Origin of the sequence: Streptomyces sp. NBC_01214 (genome assembly GCF_026340975.1) — a bacterium.
In the GTDB taxonomy this organism is placed as follows: domain Bacteria; phylum Actinomycetota; class Actinomycetes; order Streptomycetales; family Streptomycetaceae; genus Streptomyces.
In genome coordinates this window covers 1,655,951-1,676,581 of sequence record NZ_JAPEOS010000002.1, presented here as the reverse complement: position 1 = coordinate 1,676,581, position 20,631 = coordinate 1,655,951, and the positions used below count along the sequence as shown (strand labels likewise).

19 protein-coding genes are annotated in these 20,631 nt (G+C 70.8%); 5 read left to right on the top strand and 14 right to left on the bottom strand.

All coding sequences use genetic code 11. From position 1 onward, the window contains the following. Positions 1–53 precede the first annotated feature (53 nt). The gene (locus tag OG594_RS32490) at positions 54–2,186 is read left to right on the top strand and encodes a UvrD-helicase domain-containing protein (RefSeq protein WP_266605857.1); all 2,133 of its coding nucleotides are present in this window, start codon (positions 54–56) and stop codon (positions 2,184–2,186) included. 392 nt (positions 2,187–2,578) lie between these two features. Here the strand turns inward: OG594_RS32490 and OG594_RS32485 are convergent, their stop codons facing one another. Together OG594_RS32485 and OG594_RS32480 are read right to left on the bottom strand one after the other, a co-directional pair. Then, entirely contained in the window at positions 2,579–3,916 is a 1,338-nt protein-coding gene (locus OG594_RS32485; protein WP_266605855.1) for a class I SAM-dependent RNA methyltransferase, read from the bottom strand. Between the two features lie 103 nt (positions 3,917–4,019). Next, positions 4,020–6,083 carry an APC family permease gene (locus OG594_RS32480; protein ID WP_266605853.1) on the bottom strand — a complete coding sequence of 688 codons (2,064 nt, stop codon included), beginning with the start codon at positions 6,081–6,083 and terminating at the stop codon, positions 4,020–4,022. Positions 6,084–6,303: 220 nt separating this feature from the next. Between OG594_RS32480 and OG594_RS32475 the strand changes: the two genes are divergently transcribed. Together OG594_RS32475 and OG594_RS32470 are read left to right on the top strand one after the other, a co-directional pair. Next, entirely contained in the window at positions 6,304–6,972 is a 669-nt protein-coding gene (locus tag OG594_RS32475; protein ID WP_030016272.1) for a TrkA family potassium uptake protein, read from the top strand. Further along, entirely contained in the window at positions 6,969–7,631 is a 663-nt protein-coding gene (locus OG594_RS32470; protein ID WP_266605851.1) for a TrkA family potassium uptake protein, read from the top strand. The genes OG594_RS32475 and OG594_RS32470 overlap by 4 nt, the downstream gene beginning before the upstream one ends. 820 nt (positions 7,632–8,451) lie before the next feature. Here OG594_RS32470 and OG594_RS32465 read toward each other — a convergent pair. From OG594_RS32465 to OG594_RS32435, 7 genes are all read right to left on the bottom strand, one after another. Beyond that, on the bottom strand, positions 8,452–9,192 hold the full coding sequence (locus OG594_RS32465) for a DUF3159 domain-containing protein (protein ID WP_266605849.1): 741 nt from the start codon (positions 9,190–9,192) through the stop codon (positions 8,452–8,454). A gap of 3 nt (positions 9,193–9,195) precedes the next feature. Further along, positions 9,196–9,615, bottom strand: a complete 420-nt coding sequence (locus tag OG594_RS32460) for an OB-fold nucleic acid binding domain-containing protein (RefSeq protein WP_094744607.1) — start codon at positions 9,613–9,615, stop codon at positions 9,196–9,198. A 24-nt stretch (positions 9,616–9,639) separates the two neighbouring features. Then, the gene (locus OG594_RS32455; RefSeq protein WP_266605846.1) at positions 9,640–10,326 is read right to left on the bottom strand and encodes a response regulator; all 687 of its coding nucleotides are present in this window, start codon (positions 10,324–10,326) and stop codon (positions 9,640–9,642) included. Further along, on the bottom strand, positions 10,323–13,031 hold the full coding sequence (locus OG594_RS32450; protein WP_266605844.1) for a sensor histidine kinase KdpD: 2,709 nt from the start codon (positions 13,029–13,031) through the stop codon (positions 10,323–10,325). Before OG594_RS32450 ends, OG594_RS32455 begins: the two co-directional genes overlap by 4 nt. A gap of 209 nt (positions 13,032–13,240) precedes the next feature. Beyond that, the gene (locus OG594_RS32445; RefSeq protein ID WP_266605842.1) at positions 13,241–14,014 is read right to left on the bottom strand and encodes a DUF3710 domain-containing protein; all 774 of its coding nucleotides are present in this window, start codon (positions 14,012–14,014) and stop codon (positions 13,241–13,243) included. A gap of 1 nt (position 14,015) precedes the next feature. Beyond that, positions 14,016–14,561 (bottom strand): dUTP diphosphatase, encoded by a 546-nt coding sequence (gene dut, locus OG594_RS32440; RefSeq protein WP_266605840.1) that lies wholly within the window; start codon positions 14,559–14,561, stop codon positions 14,016–14,018. After that, complete coding sequence (locus OG594_RS32435) at positions 14,561–15,145, bottom strand: PaaI family thioesterase (protein WP_266605838.1); 585 nt, start codon at positions 15,143–15,145, stop codon at positions 14,561–14,563. The genes dut and OG594_RS32435 overlap by 1 nt, the downstream gene beginning before the upstream one ends. 58 nt (positions 15,146–15,203) lie before the next feature. Between OG594_RS32435 and OG594_RS32430 the strand changes: the two genes are divergently transcribed. Then, positions 15,204–15,668, top strand: coding sequence for a DUF3093 domain-containing protein (locus tag OG594_RS32430; RefSeq protein ID WP_266605836.1), 465 nt, complete (start codon positions 15,204–15,206; stop codon positions 15,666–15,668). Between the two features lie 53 nt (positions 15,669–15,721). On the opposite strand, the gene OG594_RS32425 is transcribed toward OG594_RS32430, so the two are convergent. The 4 genes from OG594_RS32425 to OG594_RS32410 all read right to left on the bottom strand — a co-directional run bounded on the left by OG594_RS32425 (position 15,722) and on the right by OG594_RS32410 (position 19,251). Continuing rightward, positions 15,722–16,654 carry a hypothetical protein gene (locus OG594_RS32425; RefSeq protein WP_266605834.1) on the bottom strand — a complete coding sequence of 311 codons (933 nt, stop codon included), beginning with the start codon at positions 16,652–16,654 and terminating at the stop codon, positions 15,722–15,724. A 12-nt stretch (positions 16,655–16,666) separates the two neighbouring features. Continuing rightward, positions 16,667–16,963, bottom strand: coding sequence for a DUF4193 domain-containing protein (locus OG594_RS32420; RefSeq protein WP_030008769.1), 297 nt, complete (start codon positions 16,961–16,963; stop codon positions 16,667–16,669). Positions 16,964–17,344: 381 nt separating this feature from the next. After that, positions 17,345–18,592: a HAMP domain-containing sensor histidine kinase gene (locus tag OG594_RS32415; RefSeq protein ID WP_266605832.1), complete on the bottom strand. Its 1,248-nt coding sequence runs from the start codon at positions 18,590–18,592 to the stop codon at positions 17,345–17,347. Positions 18,593–18,597: 5 nt separating this feature from the next. After that, entirely contained in the window at positions 18,598–19,251 is a 654-nt protein-coding gene (locus OG594_RS32410; RefSeq protein WP_030008767.1) for a response regulator transcription factor, read from the bottom strand. 245 nt (positions 19,252–19,496) lie between these two features. Here OG594_RS32410 and OG594_RS32405 point away from each other — a divergent pair, with 245 nt between their 5' ends. Beyond that, complete coding sequence (locus OG594_RS32405; RefSeq protein WP_030008766.1) at positions 19,497–19,676, top strand: hypothetical protein; 180 nt, start codon at positions 19,497–19,499, stop codon at positions 19,674–19,676. A 153-nt stretch (positions 19,677–19,829) separates the two neighbouring features. On the opposite strand, the gene OG594_RS32400 is transcribed toward OG594_RS32405, so the two are convergent. Next, entirely contained in the window at positions 19,830–20,630 is an 801-nt protein-coding gene (locus OG594_RS32400; protein WP_266606664.1) for an inositol monophosphatase family protein, read from the bottom strand. Position 20,631: the final 1 nt, after the last annotated feature.

Genomic DNA, 20,631 nt, shown 5'->3' with positions numbered 1-20,631 from the left:
TACCGTACGGTGATCAGTCGAAACGTCGGATCACGCACGGCCCGGGGGCACACATGGCGACACTGGGAATCCACAAGGACTTCCTCCTTGAGTTCGCCAAGCTGGAGAAGCCCGTCCAGAAGCGGGTCCACGAGGTCTTCGACAAGTTCCGCGAGCACCGCCATGCCGGGCTCCACCTGGAAAAACTGGAGAACCCCCGGGACTCCCGGATCCGCACCATCCGCGTCAGCAGGTTCATGCGCGGCGTCGTTCTCGCACCGGACTCCGGAGACAGTTTCCTCCTGCTGAAGGTCATGGCGCACGACGCCGCCATCGCCTGGGCACTGAGCCATCGGGCGACGGTGAACTCTGCGACCCAGGGCATCGAACTGCGCGACGACATCGCCTTGGAGCGAGCCACCGCCGACGTGCACCACGCCCCGACGGCGGCGGAAAGCCTGCTCTTCGCCGAGATCGCGGACAAGGAACTGACGCGCCTCGGCATCGACCCCGATCTGCTCCCGCTCGTGCGGAACCTCAGCACCGAGGCTCATCTCGACGCGCTCCGCAAGATCCTGCCCGAGCAGCAGTACGACGTGCTCGCCGGCCTGGCCGCGGGGCTGTCCCCGGAGGACGTCTGGCGCGAGTCCGTGGCCGTACACGCCGAACGCGCCGCCGCCACCGAGGCGCAGCAGACCCCGGCCGAAGACGAACTCGCCGCCGCCATGGCCCGCTCGCAGGGGCGCATCGCCCTACTCTCCGGGCCCGAGGAGCTGCTGGACGTCCTGTCCCGACCGTTCGACGCATGGCGGATCTTCCTGCACCCCAGTCAGCGGCGCATCGCCTACCACCCGTCCTACAACGGGCCTGCCCGGGTAACCGGGGGCCCCGGCACCGGCAAAACCGTGGTCGCCCTGCACCGCGCTCTTCATCTGGCGCAGCAGTTGCCTGACGACGCGCCCGACGAATCGGTGCTGCTCACGACCTTCACCAGGAACCTCGCAGCCGATCTGCGCCACGGACTCGAACTGCTCATCCCGGACGAGGCGCTGCGTGCGAAGATTCGCGTCGTCAATGTCGACGCCCTCGCGAATCAGCTCGTGCGCGAGGACCGGGGCGGCCCGCTGACCATTCTGACCAGCCAGAAGGAGATCAACTCCCGCTGGAACGCCCTCGCCCGCCGCCTCGGGCTCGACTACAGCGACGTCTTCCTCGACCAGGAATGGCGACAGGTCGTCCTGGCCCAGGACCTGCGCTCGCCCGAGGCGTACCTCAAGGCGTCGCGCAGCGGCCGGGGCACCTCGCTCAGTCCGCTGCGGCGCGCCCAGGTCTGGCGTGCCGTCGAGGGGTTCACACGGGAACTGCGCCAGGCCGGGGAATGGACCTTCCTCCAGGTGTGCGCCGAGGCCGCCCGGCTGCTGGAGCCGCGTACCGACCGCCCTTTTCGCCACGTGGTGATCGACGAAGCCCAGGACCTCCACCCGGCGCAGTGGCGCCTGCTGCGGGCATCGGTCGCCCCCGGACCCGACGATCTGTTCATTGCCGGAGACACACACCAACGCATCTACGGCAACAAGGTGTCACTGCGCAGCCTCGGCGTGAACGTGACCGGCAGATCCCACCGGCTGCGCATCAACTACCGCACCACACACGAGATCCTGCAGTGGTCGACCTCCCTGCTCAACGGGCAGAGCTTGGACGACATGGACGGCGGGACCGACTCGCTGACGGGGTACCGGTCCGTGCTGAACGGCGGGAACCCGGAGCTGAGGGCATCGGCCGACAGGGCGGACGAGATCGCGGACCTCACGTCTTGCATCGCCCAGTGGGTGGACGGCGGTGTGGAACCGAGCGAGATCGGGGTGGCCGTTCGACACCTGCAACTGGGCAAGGAGATCGCGCACGCGCTCGAACAAGCAGATCTGCCCGTTCGTCTCCTCGGCACGGCTCAGGCGTCCGGCGACGGCGTCTCCATCGGCACCATGCACCGCATGAAGGGTCTGGAGTTCCGTTCCGTCGCTGTCGCCGGTGTGAGCGACAGTGTCGTCCCTCTGGCCTCGGCCCTGACACCCGCAGAAGTGGACGCTCAGCAGCACCGAGAAGATTTGCTCGGCGAGTTGAGCCTCCTTTTCGTCGCCTGCACTCGCGCACGTGAGGTCCTGCGGGTCTCCTGGCACGGCGCACCGAGCCCGTTCCTCGCACCGTGACGCACACGCCGGTGTACATCGGGGTGCGAGAACTCGGGCGAAAGGCCCCTATCAGCCCGACGAAGGGTCGCTGAGGCACCTCGGCAGCAGGTGGTCGAGAACCAGCCGCGTTGGACCCCTACGAGAGCTCCGCGGACTGTTGCAGGTCGACACCCGGCAACCACGGGCCCCTATCAGCCGAGCCACACGGCGACGTCGAACCCCGCCCGCCCAACGTGATGGGCTTTCAGAGCGAGCGTCAAGAACCTGTGGGGCGAGCAGCCACGGCGTGCAGTGACATCACCGACCCCAATATGTCCGCAGGTTAGGCGCGTATAGCCGACCAGTCACACGCTTCACCTGTTGGACGGGCGGAAACAGGTGAAGCGGACGGCGACCCCACAAACCGCAGGTCAGGCGCCCTTCGCGATCGGTTCAAGGATCGCGACGCACTCCACGTGGTGGGTCATCGGGAAGAGGTCGAAGACGCGGAGGGTGCGGACCTTGTAGCCGTTCTCCTTGAAGTAGCCCAGGTCGCGGGCCAGGGCCGCCGGGTCGCACGCCACGTAGGCGATGCGGCGCGCCGAGAGGCCCGTGATGTGGCGGACCGTCTGCTTGCCCGCGCCCGCGCGCGGGGGGTCCAGGACGACCAGGTCGCATTCCGTGATCCCGGTCTTCGGGAGGATCTGCTCGACCTTGCCCTGCTCGATGCGGACCCGCGGGAAGTCCGCCAGGTTGTGGCGGGCGTCCTCCACCGCGCGCTTCGTCGACTCGATGCCGAGGACGGCCCCGGTCTCGCCGAGGCGTTCCGCGAGGGCTCCCGCGAAGATGCCGACGCCGCAGTAGAGGTCGAGGGCCATCTCGCCCTTGCGCGGCATCAGGCCCTGCATGACGGCCTTGATCAGGGTGTCCGCGGCCTGCGGGTGGACCTGCCAGAAGCCGCCCATGCCCACGCGGTACGTACGGCCGTCGGCGCGCTCCCGTACGAAGGGGCGGCCGTGGACGCGGTGGACCCCGCCGTCCTTCTCCTCCACGCGCAGGACGGAGACCGGCTTGTCCAGCTCCACCAGGGGGAGGCGGCCGCCGGGGCGGGGGGTCAGGACGACCTGGCGGTCCTGGGAGCCGGTCGCCGCGATCGCCTCGACCGTGGCCATCTGGGGCCAGTCCTGCTTCTCGATGCCCAGTTCGCTGACGCCCGGCGCCGCGATCATGCAGTGGTCGATCAGTTCGATGTCGTGCGAGCGGTGCTTGCGCAGGCCCGCGTTGCCGTCCTCGTCGATGGCGAACTGTACGCGGGTGCGCCACTGCGGGACCTGGCCCGCCGGCAGCTTGTCGCCCTCGGCCGGCATCACGGTGCCGTCCCAGCCGGCTTCCTCCGGGGTGAGCCCCGCGAGCCGCTTCAGCTGCTCGGCGACGACCTCGCCCTTGAGCCGGCGCTGGGCGCCGGGCTTGGCGTGCTGCCAGTCGCAGCCGCCGCACTTGCCGGGGCCGGCGTACGGGCAGGGGGCCGCCACGCGGTCCTTGGAGGCGTCGAGCACGGTGATCGCGTCGGCGCGCAGGTAGCGGGAGTCCACGTCGCCCTCGGTGACCTTGGCGATCACCTTCTCCCCCGGGAGGGTGTGGCGGACGAACAGGACCCGGCCGTCGGCGGTGCGGGCGATGCAGTGGCCCCCGTGCGCGACGGGGCCGACCTCGACCTCGTACTCCTCCCCGACCAGTGACTGCTTCTCGTTCTGCTCGGCGCTCGTCATGGTGGGGAGACTCCAAAAAACTGAAAAGGAAAACGGCCGGACGACCGACCCACCAGTTTACGTGGATCTCGTCCGGCCGTTCACCAACTTGCCTGGCACCTGCCTAGCCCTTGGAGGAGGGCTCCTTCGGCGGCGAGGACCTGACGGGGCTGTCCACCGGGCCGCGGCGCACCGCACCCGGGGCGTTCCAGTCCTGGCGCTTCTTCGCCCGCCGCTTGGCGAGCTCCGAGGACTCCAGCTGGTAGGGCACCGAAGTGACCATCACACCGGGCGTGAAGAGCAGCCGGCCCTTGAGGCGCAGCGCGCTCTGGTTGTGCAGCAGGTGTTCGTACCAGCGGCCGACGACGTATTCGGGGATGTAGACGCTGACCGCGTCGCGCGGGTTCTCGCTGCGCAGGCCCTTGACGTACTCGATCACCGGGCGGGTGATCTCCCGGTACGGCGAGTCGAGGATCTTGAGCGGGACGTTGATCCCGCGCCGGTCCCATTCCTCGCGCAGGGCCTTGGTCTCGGCCGGATCGACGCTGATGCTGAGCGCTTCCAGGGTGTCCGAGCGGGTCAGCTTGGCGAACGCCAGGGCGCGCAGCGTGGGCTTGTGGACCTTGGAGACCAGGACGATCGAGTGGACCCGGGAGGGCCGGACGCTGTCCTCGCTGGGGCCTTCGGCGGCGGCGATCTCCGCGGAGACGCGGTCGTAGTGCTTGCGGATCGCGGTCATGGTGCCGTAGAAGATCACCATGCCGAGCAGGGCCACCCAGGCACCGTGCGTGAACTTGGTGGCGAGGACGACGGCCAGCACCATGCCGGTGAAGAAGGCGCCGAAGGTGTTGATGGCCCGGCTGCGGTGCATCCTGCGGCGGGCGGCGGCGTCGCGCTCCGTCTTCAGGTGCCGGTTCCAATGCCGGACCATGCCGATCTGGCTCAGGGTGAAGGAGACGAACACACCCACGATGTAGAGCTGGATCAGCTTGGTCGAGTCGGCGTCGTAGATCCACACGAGCAGCATGGCCGCGCCCGCGAGGAGCACGATGCCGTTGGAGAAGGCGAGCCGGTCGCCGCGGGTGTGCAGCTGGCGCGGCAGGTAGCGGTCCTGGGCGAGGATCGAGCCGAGCAGCGGGAAGCCGTTGTACGCGGTGTTCGCGGCCAGGAACAGCACCAGCGCGGTGGCCGCGGCCAGCAGGATGAACAGGAAGCTGCCGTTGCCGAAGACGGCCTCGGCGACCTGGGAGATGACCGGGTGCTGGACGTATTCGGGGCCCACGGGGACGCCGTTGTCGAGCAGGTCGGTCGCGGGGTTCTCCGCCATCCGCACGTCGGTGGCCATGGCCAGGCCGATGATCCCGCAGAACATGGTGACGGCCAGGGCGCCCATGAGGGCGAGGGTGCTGGCCGCGTTCTTGCTCTTGGGCTTGCGGAAGGCGGGGACGCCGTTGCTGATGGCTTCGACGCCGGTCAGCGCGGCACAGCCGGAGGAGAAGGCCCTCAGCAGCAGGAACACCATCGCGAAGCCGGCCAGGCCCTGCTGCTCGGGCTTGATCTCGAGATTCGCGGTGGGGGCCGTCATGGTGTCGTCGAGGACGATGCCCTTCCAGGCACCCCAGCCGATCATGACGAATACGGCGGCGACGAAGACATAGGTCGGGATCGCGAAGAGCTTCCCGGATTCCTTCACACCGCGCAGGTTCATCAGTGTGAGGAGAAGGATCATGACCATCGCCGAGAGCACCTTGTGCTCGATCACGAAATCCACCGCGGAGCCGAGATTCTCGACCCCGGAGGAGATCGACACGGCGACGGTCAGGACGTAATCGACGAGCAGGGCGCTGGCCACGGTGAGGCCGGCCCGGGGCCCGAGGTTCGTGTTGGCGACCTCGTAGTCGCCGCCACCGCTCGGGTACGCGTGGACGTTCTGGCGGTAGGAGGCCACGACGGTGAACATCAGCACGACGACCGCGAGCGCGATCCAGGGGCTGTACTGGTACGCCGACACGCCCGCGATCGACAGGACCAGCAGGACCTCGCCCGGGGCATATGCCACGGAGGAGAGCGGGTCGGAGGCGAAGACGGGAAGGGCGATCCGCTTGGGAAGGAGTGTTTCTCCGAGGCGGTCGCTGCGTAGCGCCCGGCCGATCAGGATCCGTTTGGGCACGTCGGTCAGTTTGGACACGCAGAGGATCGTAAGCGTTCGAAATCAGCCTGACGAACCCTGCACCCCCTCATACCGCAATCCCGCCGCAATTCCTCCCCACCCGCAGCACGACTGCGACGCAAGAGACCCCATCGGTGACCGCCCGTGTGTAGCTTGGGCCATGGTCTGAGACCCTGTTAAACCAGAGCATGCAATGAGGCTGGGAACCAGCGAGTCGCTGACAGCCGGAAGGACGGCCGTGCACATCGTCATCATGGGTTGCGGAAGGGTGGGCTCCGCCCTCGCGCAAACCCTGGAACAGCAGGGGCATACGGTCGCCGTCGTCGACCAGGACCCCACCGCATTCCGCCGGCTCGGCGCCGGATTCGGCGGCCGCCGCGTCACCGGGGTCGGCTTCGACCAGGACACCCTGAGGGAGGCGGGAATCGAGGACGCGGGCGCCTTCGCCGCCGTCAGCAGTGGTGACAATTCCAACATCATCGCTGCCCGCGTGGCCCGTGAGATGTTCGGCGTCGAGAACGTCGCGGCCCGCATCTACGACCCCAAGCGCGCCGAGGTCTACCAGCGCCTCGGCATCCCCACCGTCGCCACCGTGCGGTGGACCGCCGACCAGATGCTGCGCCGGCTGCTGCCCTCGGGCGCCGAGCCGCTGTGGCGCGACCCGAGCGGCGGGGTGCAGCTCGCCGAGGTGCACACCTCCGCCGCCTGGATCGGCCACAAGGTCAGCAAGCTCCAGGACGAGACGGGCGTCCGCGTGGCGTTCCTCACCCGCCTGGGCGAAGCGATGCTGCCCACGTCGGCGACGGTCCTGCAAGAGGGCGACCTCGTCCACGTGATGATGCGCACGGACGAGATCGACAAGGTCGAGGCGGCGTTCGCCGAGGGGCCTGAGGAGGCACACGCATGAGGGTCGCGATCGCCGGTGCGGGCGCGGTGGGTCGGTCCATCGCGGGCGAACTGCTGGAGAACGGCCACGAGGTGCTCCTGGTCGACAAGGCCCCGACCGCCATCTCGGTCGAGCGGGTGCCGCAGGCCGAATGGCTGCTGGCCGACGCCTGCGAGATCACCTCGCTGGACGAGGCGGCGCTGCAGCGCTGCAACGTGGTCATCGCGGCCACCGGTGACGACAAGGTCAACCTCGTCGTCTCACTGCTCGCCAAGACCGAGTACGGGGTGCCGCGCGTGGTGGCCCGCGTCAACAACCCGAAGAACGAGTGGCTCTTCAACGAGTCCTGGGGCGTCGACGTCGCCGTCTCCACGCCGCGCCTGATGTCGGCCCTGGTCGAGGAGGCCGTGAGCGTCGGCGACCTGGTCCGGCTGCTGCGCTTCAGCCACGGTGACGCCAACCTCGTCGAGCTGACCCTGCCGGCCGACTCCTCGGTCGCGGGCACCCAGATCAGCGACATCACCTGGCCCGAGGACACCTCGCTGGTCACGATCATCCGGGGCAACCGGGTCCTCACCCCGCACGGGGAAGAGACCCTGGAGCCGGGCGACGAGCTGCTCTTCGTGGCCGCCCAGGCCCGCGAGGAACAGCTGGAGGACCTCCTCCAGGCCCGCCGCTAGCCCTGCGGGCACGCTTGACGACGAAGGGGGCGCGCCCTGCGGGGCGCGCCCCCTTCGGGCTTCCCGGCTGCCGGGGCCGGCGCCTCGGCTCCCAGCTACCGCTGGGAGAGCCCCGGGCGCCCCGACGACCTGGGGTCCCCCAGACGGAGTCCGGGAGGTGAGGTTCGGGGCCGGGCGGCGCGGGTCAGGCAAGGTCCTGAAGGGACGGCCTCGGAGTCCCTGCGCCTCGACGCTGCAACCGCGGACCCTCGCTCCCGCGGCGGTCCGGGCCGGAGAGGCCGGGAGGCCGGGAGGCAGCCTGCCAAGGCCTCCGGCCACTGGGACTCGACCTGTACCAGGGGCCGCCCCGCCCGGCGGGCGGCCGGGCGGCGCTCCTGCGGCCGTCCACGGCACGCTGGGGCCCGCGACACGCTAAGGCCCGCCGCACGCTAAGGCCCACCGCACCCTGGCGCCCGCGGCACCCTGGGGCCCGCCGCACGCTGGCGCCCGCGCACGCTGGAGCCCGCGGCACACCGCACGCCCGGCCCTGCGTGCCGCAGGCCTTCGGTCCTGCCGCGATCCCGCCGCCCGCGGATGCGGCTGCTCACCGGCCGCCGGGATCGCCGCCCGGGCGGCCGCCCGGGCCGTCCGTCCTGCGGGCCCGCCCCGGTGCCCGCAGGACCGGGGCCGCCGGGATCAGGGGCCGGCCAGCAGCGCGTCGTGGGCGGGCGGCCGTCCGAGCCCGTCCCCGCACCCCGCAGATGCGCGCGCGAGCGCGGCAGCACGAAGGGGTGGGACCGGCCTCCCGGGCCGGTCCCACCCCTTCGTCGACTACGGGCCGTCAGGCCTTCGGCCCCTTGGCGGCGGCCTCCGCCGCCTCCTTGGCCTCCCACTCCGCGATCACGTCGATCGGCGGCGGCGCCTTCGCCAGGAAAACCCAGGTGAAGTACACGGCCAGCACCATCGGCGGGAGCTTCAGCGCGATCAGTACCCAGCCCAGCTGCGTCGCGTCACCCCACCAGTACAGCGGGAAGAGGATCGCGTACTTGGCGAGGAAGATCAGGCCCCAGGCCAGGCTGGCCTTGACGTACGCCTTCTTGCGCCCGGGGTTGCGGGTGCGCCAGGAGAGGTTCTCCTTGAACACCGGGCCCAGGATCACGCCGAGCAGCGGGAAGCCCACCAGCGCCGAGATCGTGAAGGCCACGCCGAGGCCGACGCCGTAGATCATGCCCGGCAGGTAGAAACCCTTCGCGTCGCCCGTGAACAGGGCGAAGGCCACGCCCACACCCACGCCGAAGACCCCGCTGAAGGCGTGCTTGACCGTGTCCCTGCGCAGCAGCCGCACGATCACCAGCAGGACCGCGACCGCGCCGGCCGCGATGGCCGACGACTTCACGTCCTTGTTGATCGTGTAGATCATGACGAAGAGCAGCCCGGGCAGCATCGTCTCCACGGTGCCCCGGATACCGCCGAAGGCATCGAAGAGCGCCGCCTGGGTCACGGCCTTCTGGTCGGCGGAAGGGGTGGCGGCATGGCGCGGCCCCGTCGAATCCGGGGTGGTCGGTTTGTCGAGTGACGTCACCGGTCAGTGCTCCTGTCCGAGCGGGCGGAGTTCGTACTTCGGGTTGAAGAGCACCCGACGGCCGTGGGTCATGGAGATGCGCCCCGAGGCGATCATGCGTCTGCCGGGCTCGATTCCCACGATCGAGCGACGCCCGAGCCAGACCACGTCCAGCGCGGCCGAGCCGTCGAAGAGCTCGGCCTCCAGGGCGGGAACGCCTGCGCGCGGCCGCAGGGTGACCGTACGCAGGGTTCCGGTCACCTTGACTATCTGACGGTCGTGGCAGTCGCAGATCCGCGTGCACCCCGCGGCTTCTGCGTCCTCCTGCAGCTCCGCCGAATGCAGCTCCTCCTGGGAGGTGGACAGCCGCTCAATCATCCGGCGGAACCGGCCCGCAGGCCTGGCCGGCTTCGCGGACTTCTCGGGACGCGGTTCAGCACTCATAAAGGAAGCGTACCGGCGCGCCCCCTACCGCTCGAAGCGGTAGCCCATGCCCGGCTCGGTGATGAAGTGCCGCGGATGCGAGGGGTCCGCCTCCAGTTTGCGCCGCAGTTGGGCCATGTAGACCCGCAGGTAATTCGTCTCGGTGCCGTACGAGGGCCCCCAGACCTCCTGGAGCAACTGCTTCTGGCTGACCAGCTTGCCGCTGTTGCGGACCAGGACCTCCAGCAGGTGCCACTCGGTGGGCGTCAGCCGTACGTCGCGGCCCTCGCGCACGGCCTTCTTGGCGGCCAGGTCCACCGTGAAGCCGTCCGTCTCCACGATCACCTCGTCCTCGCCGGAGCCCGCGGCCGGCTCGGCCCGGCGGACGGCGGCGCGCAGCCGCGCCAGCAGCTCGTCCATGCCGAAGGGCTTGGTGACGTAGTCGTCGGCGCCCGCGTCCAGGGCCTCGACCTTCTCGTCGGAGCTGTGCCGCGCGGAGAGGACCAGGATCGGTACCCGGGTCCAGCCGCGCAGGCCCTTGATCACCTCGACCCCGTCCATGTCGGGCAGTCCGAGGTCGAGCACGACCACGTCGGGGTGGCGGGCGGCCGCGAGCTCCAGTGCGCTCGCGCCGTCGGCCGCGGCGTCGACCTCGTATCTGCGCGCCTTCAGGTTGATCACAAGCGCTCGGACGATCTGCGGCTCGTCTTCCACCACGAGCACCCGGGTCATTGAGGTCCTGCCTTCTGTCGCGTCATCCGATCACGGTCGTGATCAAGTTCGATCTGTTCCACCGGCTCAGCCGGCTCAGCCGGTTCAGCCGGTTCCGCCGGTTCCGCCGTCGAGCCCGCGCCCGCCTCAGCACCGGCCCCGGCCCCGGCCCCGGCCCCGGCGAAGGTGCCCGCACCCACCGTGGCACGCTCCGGCGTCCCGCCGCCGCCCACCGCGCGCAATGTGAGCACCATCGTCAGCCCGCCCCCGGGGGTGTCCTCGGCCGTCAGGGTCCCGTCCATGGCCTCGGCGAACCCGCGGGCGACGGCGAGCCCGAGGCCCACGCCGGCCCCGCGCGGGGCGTCCCCGTACCGCTGGAAGGGGGCGAAGATCCGGTCCTTGGCCTCGTCCGGCACGCCCCGCCCGCGGTCGACGACGCGGACCTCGACCCGGTCGCCCAGGCAGCTGGCCGCGACCAGGACGGGCTCCCCCGCCGGGCTGTACTTGACGGCGTTCTCCACGACGTTGGCCACGGTCCGCTCCAGCAGCCCCGGGTCCACCGCCACCATCGGCAGCGCCTCGGGCACGTCCAGCAGCACGCTGTCCTCCGGTACGCCGCCCAGCGCCATCGGGACCACCTCATCGAGGTCGATCTCGCGGATCAGCGGGGTGACGGTGCCGGTCTGCAGCCGGGACATGTCGAGCAGGTTGCCGACCAGGTGGTCGAGGCGGTCGGCGCCGTCCTCGATGCCTTCGAGGAGCTCGGCCCGGTCCTCCTCGCTCCACTCCACGTCGGCGGAGCGCAGGGAGGTCACGGAGGCCTTGATGGAGGCCAGCGGCGTGCGGAGGTCATGGCTGACGGCGGCCAGCAGCGCGGTGCGGATCCGGTTGCCCTCGGCCATCCGGCGGGCCTCCTCGGCCTCGCCGACCAGCCGCTGGCGGTCCAGGACCACGGCCGCCTGCGCCGCGAAGGCGCCGAGCACCCGGCGGTCGTCGGCGGGCAGCACCCGGCCGGACAGGGCCAGTGCCATGTGGTCCCCGATGGGCATGTCCACGTCGGCATCCTCGGGCCGGGCGACGGGGTCGGGGCCGACGCTGCCGGCCGGTTTCCAGGGCTCCAGGTCGTTCGCCCGTTCCAGCAGGGCCACGGACTCCATGGCGAAGGTCTCGCGCACCCGCTCCAGCAGCGCGTCCAGGGTGGTCTCGCCGCGCAGCACGCTGCCGGCGAGGAAGGAGAGGATCTCGGACTCGGCGCGCAGCCGGGCCGCCTGGTGGGTGCGGCGGGCGGCCAGGTCCACGACCGAGGCCACCGAGACGGCGACCCCGAAGAAGACGGCGATGGCGACGATGTTCTTGGGGTCGGAGATCGTGAGGCGGTGCAGGGGCGGCGCGAAGAAGTAGTTCAGCAGCAGCGAGCCGAGGGCGGCGGAGGCCAGGGCCGGCCAGAGCCCGCCGAGCAACGCGGCCGCCACCGTCAGTGCCAGGAAGAGCAGCATGTCGTTGGCGAGGCCGAGGTCCGCGTCGACGTGCGTGAGCAGCAGGCACAGCAGTACGGGCAGGACCGTCCCCACCACCCAGCCGGCGATGATCCGGGGCCGCCCGAGCCGGGCCGCCGAGGGGACCACGGGCAGGCCGCGCCCCTTGGCCACGTGTTCGTGCGTGACGATGTGCACGTCGAGGTCGGGCCCGGAATCGCGGGCGACGGTCGCGCCGACGCCGGGGCCGAAGACGTACTGCCACGAGCGGCGGCGGCTGGAGCCGAGCACGATCTGGGTGGCGTTGACCCCGCGCGCGAAGGCGAGCAGGGCGTCGGGGACGTTGTCGCCGATCACATGGTGAAACGTTCCGCCCAGGTCTTCGACCAGGGTCCGCTGGACCGCGAGCTCCTTCGGCGAGGCGGCGGTCAACCCGTCGCTGCGGGCGATGTAGACGGCCAGGATCTCGCTGCCCGAGCCCTTGGCGGCCATCCGCGAAGCGCGCCGGATGAGCGTGCGCCCCTCCGGCCCGCCGGTGAGCCCGACGACGATCCGCTCCCGCGCCTGCCAGGTCGAGCGGATGTCGTGCTCGCCCCGGTACTGCTGGAGGTACTCGTCCGCGCGGTCGGCCACCCACAGCAGCGCCAGTTCGCGCAGCGCGGTGAGGTTGCCGGGCCGGAAGTAGTTCGACAGGGCCGCGTCGACCTTCTCGGGCTTGTATATGTTCCCGTGGGCCATGCGCCGGCGCAGTGCCTGCGGGGACATGTCGACCAGCTCGACCTGGTCGGCCCGGCGGACCACCTCGTCCGGCACGGTCTCCCGCTGCCGCACCCCGGTGATCGACTCGACCACGTCCCCGAGCGACTCCAGGTGCTGGATGTTCACGGTGGACACGACGTCGATGCCGGCCCGCAGCAGCTCTTCCACGTCCTGCCAGCGCTTGGCGTTGCGCGAGCCGGGCACGTTGGTGTGCGCGAGCTCGTCCACCAGCGCTATGGCGGGCCTGCGGGCGAGGAGGGCGTCCACGTCCATCTCGGTGAAGGCGGCGCCCCGGTAGGACAGGGGCTTGCGCTCGACCTGTTCGAGGCCGTGGAGCATGACCTCCGTCCGCGGCCGGCCGTGGTGCTCGACGAAGCCGACGACGCAGTCCGCGCCCCGCTCCACCCGGCGATGGCCCTCGGAGAGCATCGCGTAGGTCTTGCCCACACCGGGTGCCGCGCCGAGGTAGATCCTGAGCTTGCCGCGTCCCATGCGCCCCATTCTCCGGGACGTCCACACCGCGCACGCACCGATCCGTGCCCCGGCGCCGATCCCTGACGGATCCCTGACGCAGGGTGCAGGACGCCCCCGAGGCCGCACGGACAAGCCGGTGGGCCCCACCCCCGAAGGAGTGGGGCCCACCGGCCGAAAATGCACGACGAGCCCCCCTGTGCGCGGGGGCCGTCCGAGGTCGTCCGAGGTCAGCGGACCTCGGTGATCTCCGGGCCGCGTTCGAGCTGCCCCATGCCGCCGCCGAAGCGGGAGCCTTCCTGGTCGTCCGTCTGCACGCCGTCCGGCACCATCTGGGCGTCGTTCGGCAGCTTCAGGACGATCGGGTCGCGCGGGGCCATCGGGCCGTCACCGCGGACGACGACGGTGTCCCGGAAGATCTGCTCCAGCACACCCGCCGACTCGGGGCGCACCGCGCCCTGGCCGGAGATGACGCCGCGCAGGAACCAGCGCGGACCGTCGACGCCGACGAAGCGGACCAGCTGGGCGCCGGTCTGCCCGTCCGGGAGCGGTACGGGCACCTGGGCGCGCAGCTCCCAGCCCAGCGAGCCCTGGGCCTCGTCGATGATCCCGCCCTGCTGGGTGATGCCCGCGGCGATCTCCTCGCGGACCTCGCCCCAGATGCCCTCCTTCTTGGGCGCGGCGAAGGCCTGCAGCTGCACGGCACTGTCGCCCAGGACCACGGTCGCGGCCACGATCGCGTCACCGGCGACCTCGACGCGCAGCTCCATGCCCTCGACGCCGGGTACGAGGATGCCGCCCAGGTCGACCCGACCGTCGGCCGGGTTCCCGAGCACCTCGGAGACGTCCCAGGGGCCGTCGGGCCGCGGGGCCGGCGGCAGGTTCACCCGGCGCGGGGCAGCACTCTCCTCGCCCGTGTCGTCCTGCTCGGCGACGCCGTCTACGACCTGCTCGGCCGCGCCGCCGTCATGGGCGGAGTCGTTCTTCTTGCGACGTCCGAACACGTCACTGTCCTTCCCGGTCGGTTACGACCGAAGCGTAGCCATTCCCACCCTGCTGACCAGCCCCGGATCCGGCCACGGCCGCATGCCCGCCGGTGGAGCCGAAGCCCCCCTCGGCCCGGGCCGAGCCGGGAAGTTCCGCCACCTCGTGGAAGCGCACCTTCTCGACCCGCTGGACAACCAGCTGGGCGATGCGGTCGAAACGCTCGAACCGGACGCTCTCGCGAGGGTCGAGATTGACCACGATCACCTTGATCTCCCCACGGTACCCGGCATCCACCGTCCCCGGGGCATTCACGAGCGCGAGCCCGCAGCGTGCGGCCAGGCCGGACCGCGGGTGCACGAACGCCGCGTACCCGTCGGGCAGGGCGATCGAGACACCGGTGGGCAGGACGGCGCGCTCGCCGGGCTCCAGCTCGGCGGCTTCGGTGGTGACGAGGTCGCAGCCGGCGTCGCCGGGGTGCCCGTATGCCGGAATCGGCACCTCCGGGTCGATGCGACGGATCAGTACGTCGACCGGCCGGTGGGAATCGTGGTTGCTCTGGGACATCAGGGGTTCACCTCAAAGGCGCGTGCGCGCCTGACCTGGTCCGGGTCGGCCATCGCCGCCTGGATCTCCTCGGGCCGTCCGTTGTCGATGAAGTGGTCCACCTTCACCTCGATGAAGAGGGCGTCGGCACGAACGGCGACCGGGCCCTGCGGTCCGCCTATCCGACCGACGGCCGTGCAGTAGATCTTCCGCCCGGCGACGGCGGTGACCTCGGCCTCCAGGTACAGCACGGTGTCCACCGGCACGGGCCGCACGAAGTCGGTCTCCAGCCGCCCCGTCACCGCGATGACGCGCAGCAGCCAGTTCAGGGAACCCAGCGTCTCGTCGAGCGCGGTGGCGAGCACCCCGCCGTGGGCGAGACCGGGTGCGCCCTGGTGTGCGGGCTTGACGGTGAACTCGGCGGTGACGCGCACGCCCTCGCCCGCACGGGCCTCCAGGTGGAGTCCGTGGGGTTGGCCCTCGCCGCAGCCGAAACAGTGCTCGTAGTGCGCACCGAGGAGCTCGCCGGGTGCGGGCGCGTCGGGGTGCCTGACCGGCGCGGCGGCATCGGCCGGGGGCGTCAGCCCTGTGTTTCGTCCACTCACAGCCGCAGACCTTACCCGCGCGGCTACCCACCGGTCGCCTCGTGGCAGGCTTGACCACATGCAGCCCTCCACCGCGCACCACGACGAACGTCTGACCGCCCCCCGCTCCTGGTGGGGCATCGCCGTACTGCTCGGCCTCGCGTGCGCGCTGATGCTGCTGCCGCTGGGCACGTTGCCGCTGCTGGCCGGTCTGGTCGGGGGCACCGCGCTGGCCGGGTTGGCGGTGAGCTCGTACGGCTCCGCGCGCGTGCGCGTGGTGGGCGGTGCGCTGGCGGCCGGTGACGCGCGGATCCCGGTGACGGCCCTGGGCGAGCCCGAGGTCCTGGACGCCGAGGAGTCGCGCGCCTGGCGCACGTACAAGGCGGACACCCGCGCCTTCATGTTGATGCGCAGCTACGTGCCGACCGCGGTCCGCATCGAGGTCACCGACCCGACCGACCCGACCCCGTACTTGTACGTCTCCACCCGCGAGCCGCAGGCCCTGGTGGCGGCCCTGCTCGCCGCCCGGACCCAGGCGGCCTGACCGGCCCGTGGGGCCGGTGGCCCGACCGGGGCGGACCGCCCCGGCGGAGGACCTCAGCCGTGCGCGGAGGGATCCGCGGCCTCCAGCGCGATCCTGGTGGCCTCGGGAAGGGGTTGTACGGGCCGCTCCAGGGGCGGCAGGGAGCTCAGGGTCTCCCAGCCCACGGCCCGCCTCCGCAGGTCACCACGGACCTTCTCGGCGAGCTTGCGGGTGTCCCGGCGGTTCATGACCGCACCGACGGCGGCGCCCACCATGAACGGCATGAGGTTCGGCAGGCTGCGGAACATCCGCTTCATGATCTGCTGGCGCAGTTCGCGCTTCATCTGCCCGCCGAGCGCCGCGTTCAGCGTGGTCGGCTTGGTCAGGTCGACCCCGCGCTCCTCCGTCCAGGCGGTCAGGTAGGCGAGGCTGCGCTCCCCCCGGCCGCCGTGCGGTCGCTGGCCGTAGACCTCGTGGAGTTCGGCGATGAGCTTGAACTCGATGGCCGCGACCGCGGTGATCTCGGCCGCGAGTTCCGCCGGCATCGCGGGCGGCACGGGCAGCATGGCCGCGGCGCCGATTCCCGCGCCCACGGTCGAGGTGGCGGCGCAGGCGCCCGAGACCAGCTTTTCGGCGAGCTGCTCGGGGCCGAGGCCCGGGAACTGCGCGCGCAGCGTCGCGAGGTCCCGAACCGGAACGCGCGGGGCGTTCTCGATGATCCTGTCGGTGACGTACTGGGTGGCGTCCTTGATGCCCTCGCCGCCCTTGCGCACGCCGTTCCTGACGGCTTGCATCCGACGAGCCCCGGAGCCGTGCCGGGACCCCTCGTCGGGATCGGCTTGCGACGGCACCGCCGGGGCGGTGTCGCACGGCACGGCGATCGCCGCACTGGCGGAGCCGCCGGAAGCCCCAGGAGCCGTTTCCGGATCCATGGGTGCCACCTGCGTCTCCGCCGGATCACCAGATTTCCGGAAGCGGCGCTTCCGAAAGGGTGTGGAGCCAGCCATGGCCGACGCCTATCAGTCGCAGTCGCGACAGATCGGCTGGCCGTTCTTCTCACGTGCCAGCTGGCTGCGGTGGTGCACCAGGAAGCAGCTCATGCAGGTGAACTCATCGGCCTGCTTGGGCAGGACCCGGACGGCCAGCTCCTCATTGGAGAGGTCCGCACCGGGAAGCTCCATGCTCTCGACAGAGTCGAATTCGTCCATGTCTGCGGACGAGGTCGACTTCTCGTTGCGCCGGGCCTTCAGCTCTTCGATGCTGTCGTTGTCGACGTCATCGTCGGTCTTGCGCGGGGTGTCGTAGTCCGTTGCCATTGTTCGCTCTCCCCCTCTGGGTGTTAGCGGTGTCTCAGCGCACGTAACGCACGAGAGGCCGGACTTGTGCCCGACCTGAGGCGGAGATTTTGCCTCACATCAAGGTCTGTTACTCAATCGACACCCAGCCCCCCGCCCGAAGGACGATTGGCTGGGATGACGAGCGGGACCGTACACGGTCCGAGGGCCGTCATGCACAAACGCCACCCCGTGTATTTCCCGCCATCCGAGGGGCCGGAAACCCGGACTTCCCGGGCGTTCCGGCCGCGACGGGGTCACTGAACGCACATGGGCAGACACCGGCCACTGTGATCGATCACACAGGACCGATTGTTTTCACAGGACAGGTATTCAGCCAAAAGCGAACACGGGCTCGCGTTCTCACAAGGGAAGAGTGACACGCATCACGAGGCCACCGCCTTCCCGCGGCATCGCCTGGATCCTGCCGCCGTGTGCGCGCGCCACGGAGCGCGCGATCGACAGACCCAGCCCGACACCCTTGTCGCTGCCCGTGCGCTCCGTACGCAGCCGCCTGAAGGGCTCGAAGAGGTTGTCCACCTCGTACGCGGGAACAACGGGACCCGTGTTCGATACCAACAGGACCGCCTGATCGTGCTGGGCCTCGGTGACCACCTCCACCCAGCCGCCCTCCGGCACGTTGTACCGGACGGCGTTCTGCACCAGGTTGAGGGCGATCCGCTCCAGCAGCACCCCGTTGCCCTGTACGACGGCCGGCGCGCGCTCGCCGCGGATCTCCACGCCCTTCGCCTCGGCCTCGCCGCGCACCTGGTCGACGGCGCGCGAAGCGACCTCCGCCAGGTCCACGGGTTTGCGCTCGACGATCTGGTTCTCGCTGCGGGCCAGCAGCAGCAGGCCCTCGACCAGCTGCTCGCTGCGCTCGTTGGTCGCGAGCAGGGTCTTGCCGAGCTGCTGGAGCTCGATCGGCGCCCCCGGATCGGAGAGGTGCACCTCCAGCAGGGTCCGGTTGATCGCGAGCGGGGTCCGCAGCTCGTGCGAGGCGTTCGCGACGAACCGCTGCTGGGCCGTGAAGGCCCGCTCCAGCCGGTCGAGCATGTCGTCGAAGGTGTCGGCGAGCTCCTTGAGCTCGTCGTCCGGCCCGTCCAGCTCGATCCGCCGGGTCAGGTCGGAGCCCACGACCCGGCGGGCGGTCCGGGTGATCTTGCCGAGCGGCGAGAGCACCCGGCCGGCCATCGCGTAGCCGAAGGCGAAGGCGATGATGCTCAACCCGAGGAGCGCCATCAGCGACCGGCTCAGCAGGTCGTCCAGGGCGTGCCGGCGCTGTTCGAGGACGCACTGGTTGATCGCCGCGGTGAACTGCTCGAACGGCTGGTTGGTGCCGCTCACACCGGAGCAGGTGGTGCTGGTGACCTCGATGTTCTGACCGCGGACGATCGTGAACGGGATCGCGTTGCCCTGCCGCAGTGCCTGCGCCGCCAGCAGGTAGATGATCGACAGCAACAGGATGCCGGCGATCAGGAACATCCCGCCGTACAGCAGCGTGAGCCGTATGCGGATGGTCGGCCGCAGCCACGGGAAGGGACCCTCGGGCTGGCCGGGGTCCCATGTCGGTTTCGGTGGCGCCGCCGGTGGCGCCGGGGTGGTTGCCATGCGCATCAGATCCGGTATCCGGAGCCGGGCACGGTCACGATGACGGGCGGCTCGCCCAGCTTGCGGCGCAGGGTCATCACGGTCACCCGTACGACGTTGGTGAAGGGGTCGGTGTTCTCGTCCCAGGCCTTCTCCAGCAGCTGCTCGGCGGAGACGACGGTCCCCTCGCTGCGCATGAGCACCTCCAGCACCGCGAACTCCTTCGGCGCCAGCTGGACCTCCTTGCCCTCGCGGAATACCTCCCTCCGGTTCGGGTCCAGCTTGATCCCGGCCCGCTCCAGTACGGGCGGCAGAGCGACCGTGGTGCGCCGCCCGAGTGCCCGTACGCGGGCGGTCAGCTCGGTGAAGGCGAAGGGCTTGGGCAGGTAGTCGTCCGCACCGAGCTCCAGCCCCTCCACCCGGTCACTGACGTCGCCGGAGGCGGTCAGCATCAGCACGCGGGTGGGCATGCCGAGCTCGACGATCTTCCGGCACACGTCGTCACCGTGGACGAGCGGGAGGTCCCGGTCGAGCACGACCACGTCGTAGTCGTTCACGCCGACCCGCTCCAGGGCGGCGGCGCCGTCGTACACGACGTCCACGGCCATGGCCTCCCGGCGTAGTCCGGTGGCCACCGCATCGGCGAGCAGCTGCTCGTCCTCGACGACGAGTACGCGCACGTCGTTTCCTTCCTCCGAGCCCAGAAGGGCACACGTGTATTGCGTCGCCCATCCTGCCCGTTTCGGCCATAAACCGGCTGTAAGGCGGCTCGTGGAGGGGCTGACGGGGCGGAAGTGAGGATTCCCTGGCCTTGTGAGGTTTCTGGGCCCGGGGTGCAGGGGAGGACGAGATCACACCCCATCCACTCCCTGACGGCGGAAAGCCACGTTCCGCCGCCGACCCACGAAGAGGGGGCGAACCCATCATGGACGCATTCACCGCGGGTCTCCTGCAGCGCATCAGGACCACGCAGTCGGACCTCAGGCACGCCCGCGAGACGGGCGACGACTTCCTCGCGGAAGTGGAACTGGCGGAGCTCGAGGATCTCCAGCGCCTCGCCGCCGAACACGGTGTCCCGGTCTCGGCCGCCGTGCCCGCCTGCTGATCCCCCGATCGGCCGGCCCGCGTTCCCGCACGACCACCGCACGACCCTGCACGACCCTGCACGACGTGGACCCCGGACGCCCGAGCGGCGTCCGGGGTCCACGTGCTTTCCGTCGTACGTGCCCCGGTCGTACGTGCCCCGGTCGTACGTGCGTCAGTCGTGCCAGGCTCCGTACTCCTCCAGCAGCGGTTGCACCGAGGCGAACACGGCCGGGGTGGCGGCCAGGGTCAGCTCGCCCGAGGCCGGCTCGCCCGGACGGCCCCCGGTCACGGCCCCGGCCTCCCGGGCGATCAGGTCACCGGCGGCCAGGTCCCACGGGTTCAGTCCCCGCTCGTAGTACCCGTCCAGCCGCCCGGCGGCCACGTCGCACAGGTCCAGCGCCGCCGACCCGCCCCGCCGGACGTCCCGGACCAGCGGGATGATCCGCGCCGCGACCTCGGCCTGGTGGGCCCGCCTGGTCTGGACGTAAGCGAAGCCGGTCCCGAGCAGTGCCTGGTCCAGCGGCGCCGCCGACCGGCAGGCGAGGCGCGTCGTACCCAGCCACGCCCCGCCGCCGAGCACCGCGTGGTAGGTCTCCCCGCGCATCGGGGCCGCCACGACGCCCACCACGCTCTCGCCGCCGTACTCGGCCGCGATGGACACGCCCCAGCTCGGGAGCCCGTAGAGGTAGTTCACGGTGCCGTCCAGCGGGTCGACGATCCAGCGCACCCCGCTCGTCCCCGGGGCGTCCGCGCCCTCCTCGCCCAGCAGCCCGTCCTCGGGCCGCCGCTCGGCGAGGATCCCGGTGATCAGCTTCTCCGCCGCGATGTCCATCTCGGTCACCACGTCGATCGGGCTGCTCTTCGTCGCCGCCACCGCCAGATCGGCCGGGCGGCCGTCGCGCAGCAGGGCCCCGGCCCGCCGGGCGGCCTCCAGGCCCACTTCCAGCAGTTCGGCCTTCAGCTCGTCAGAGATC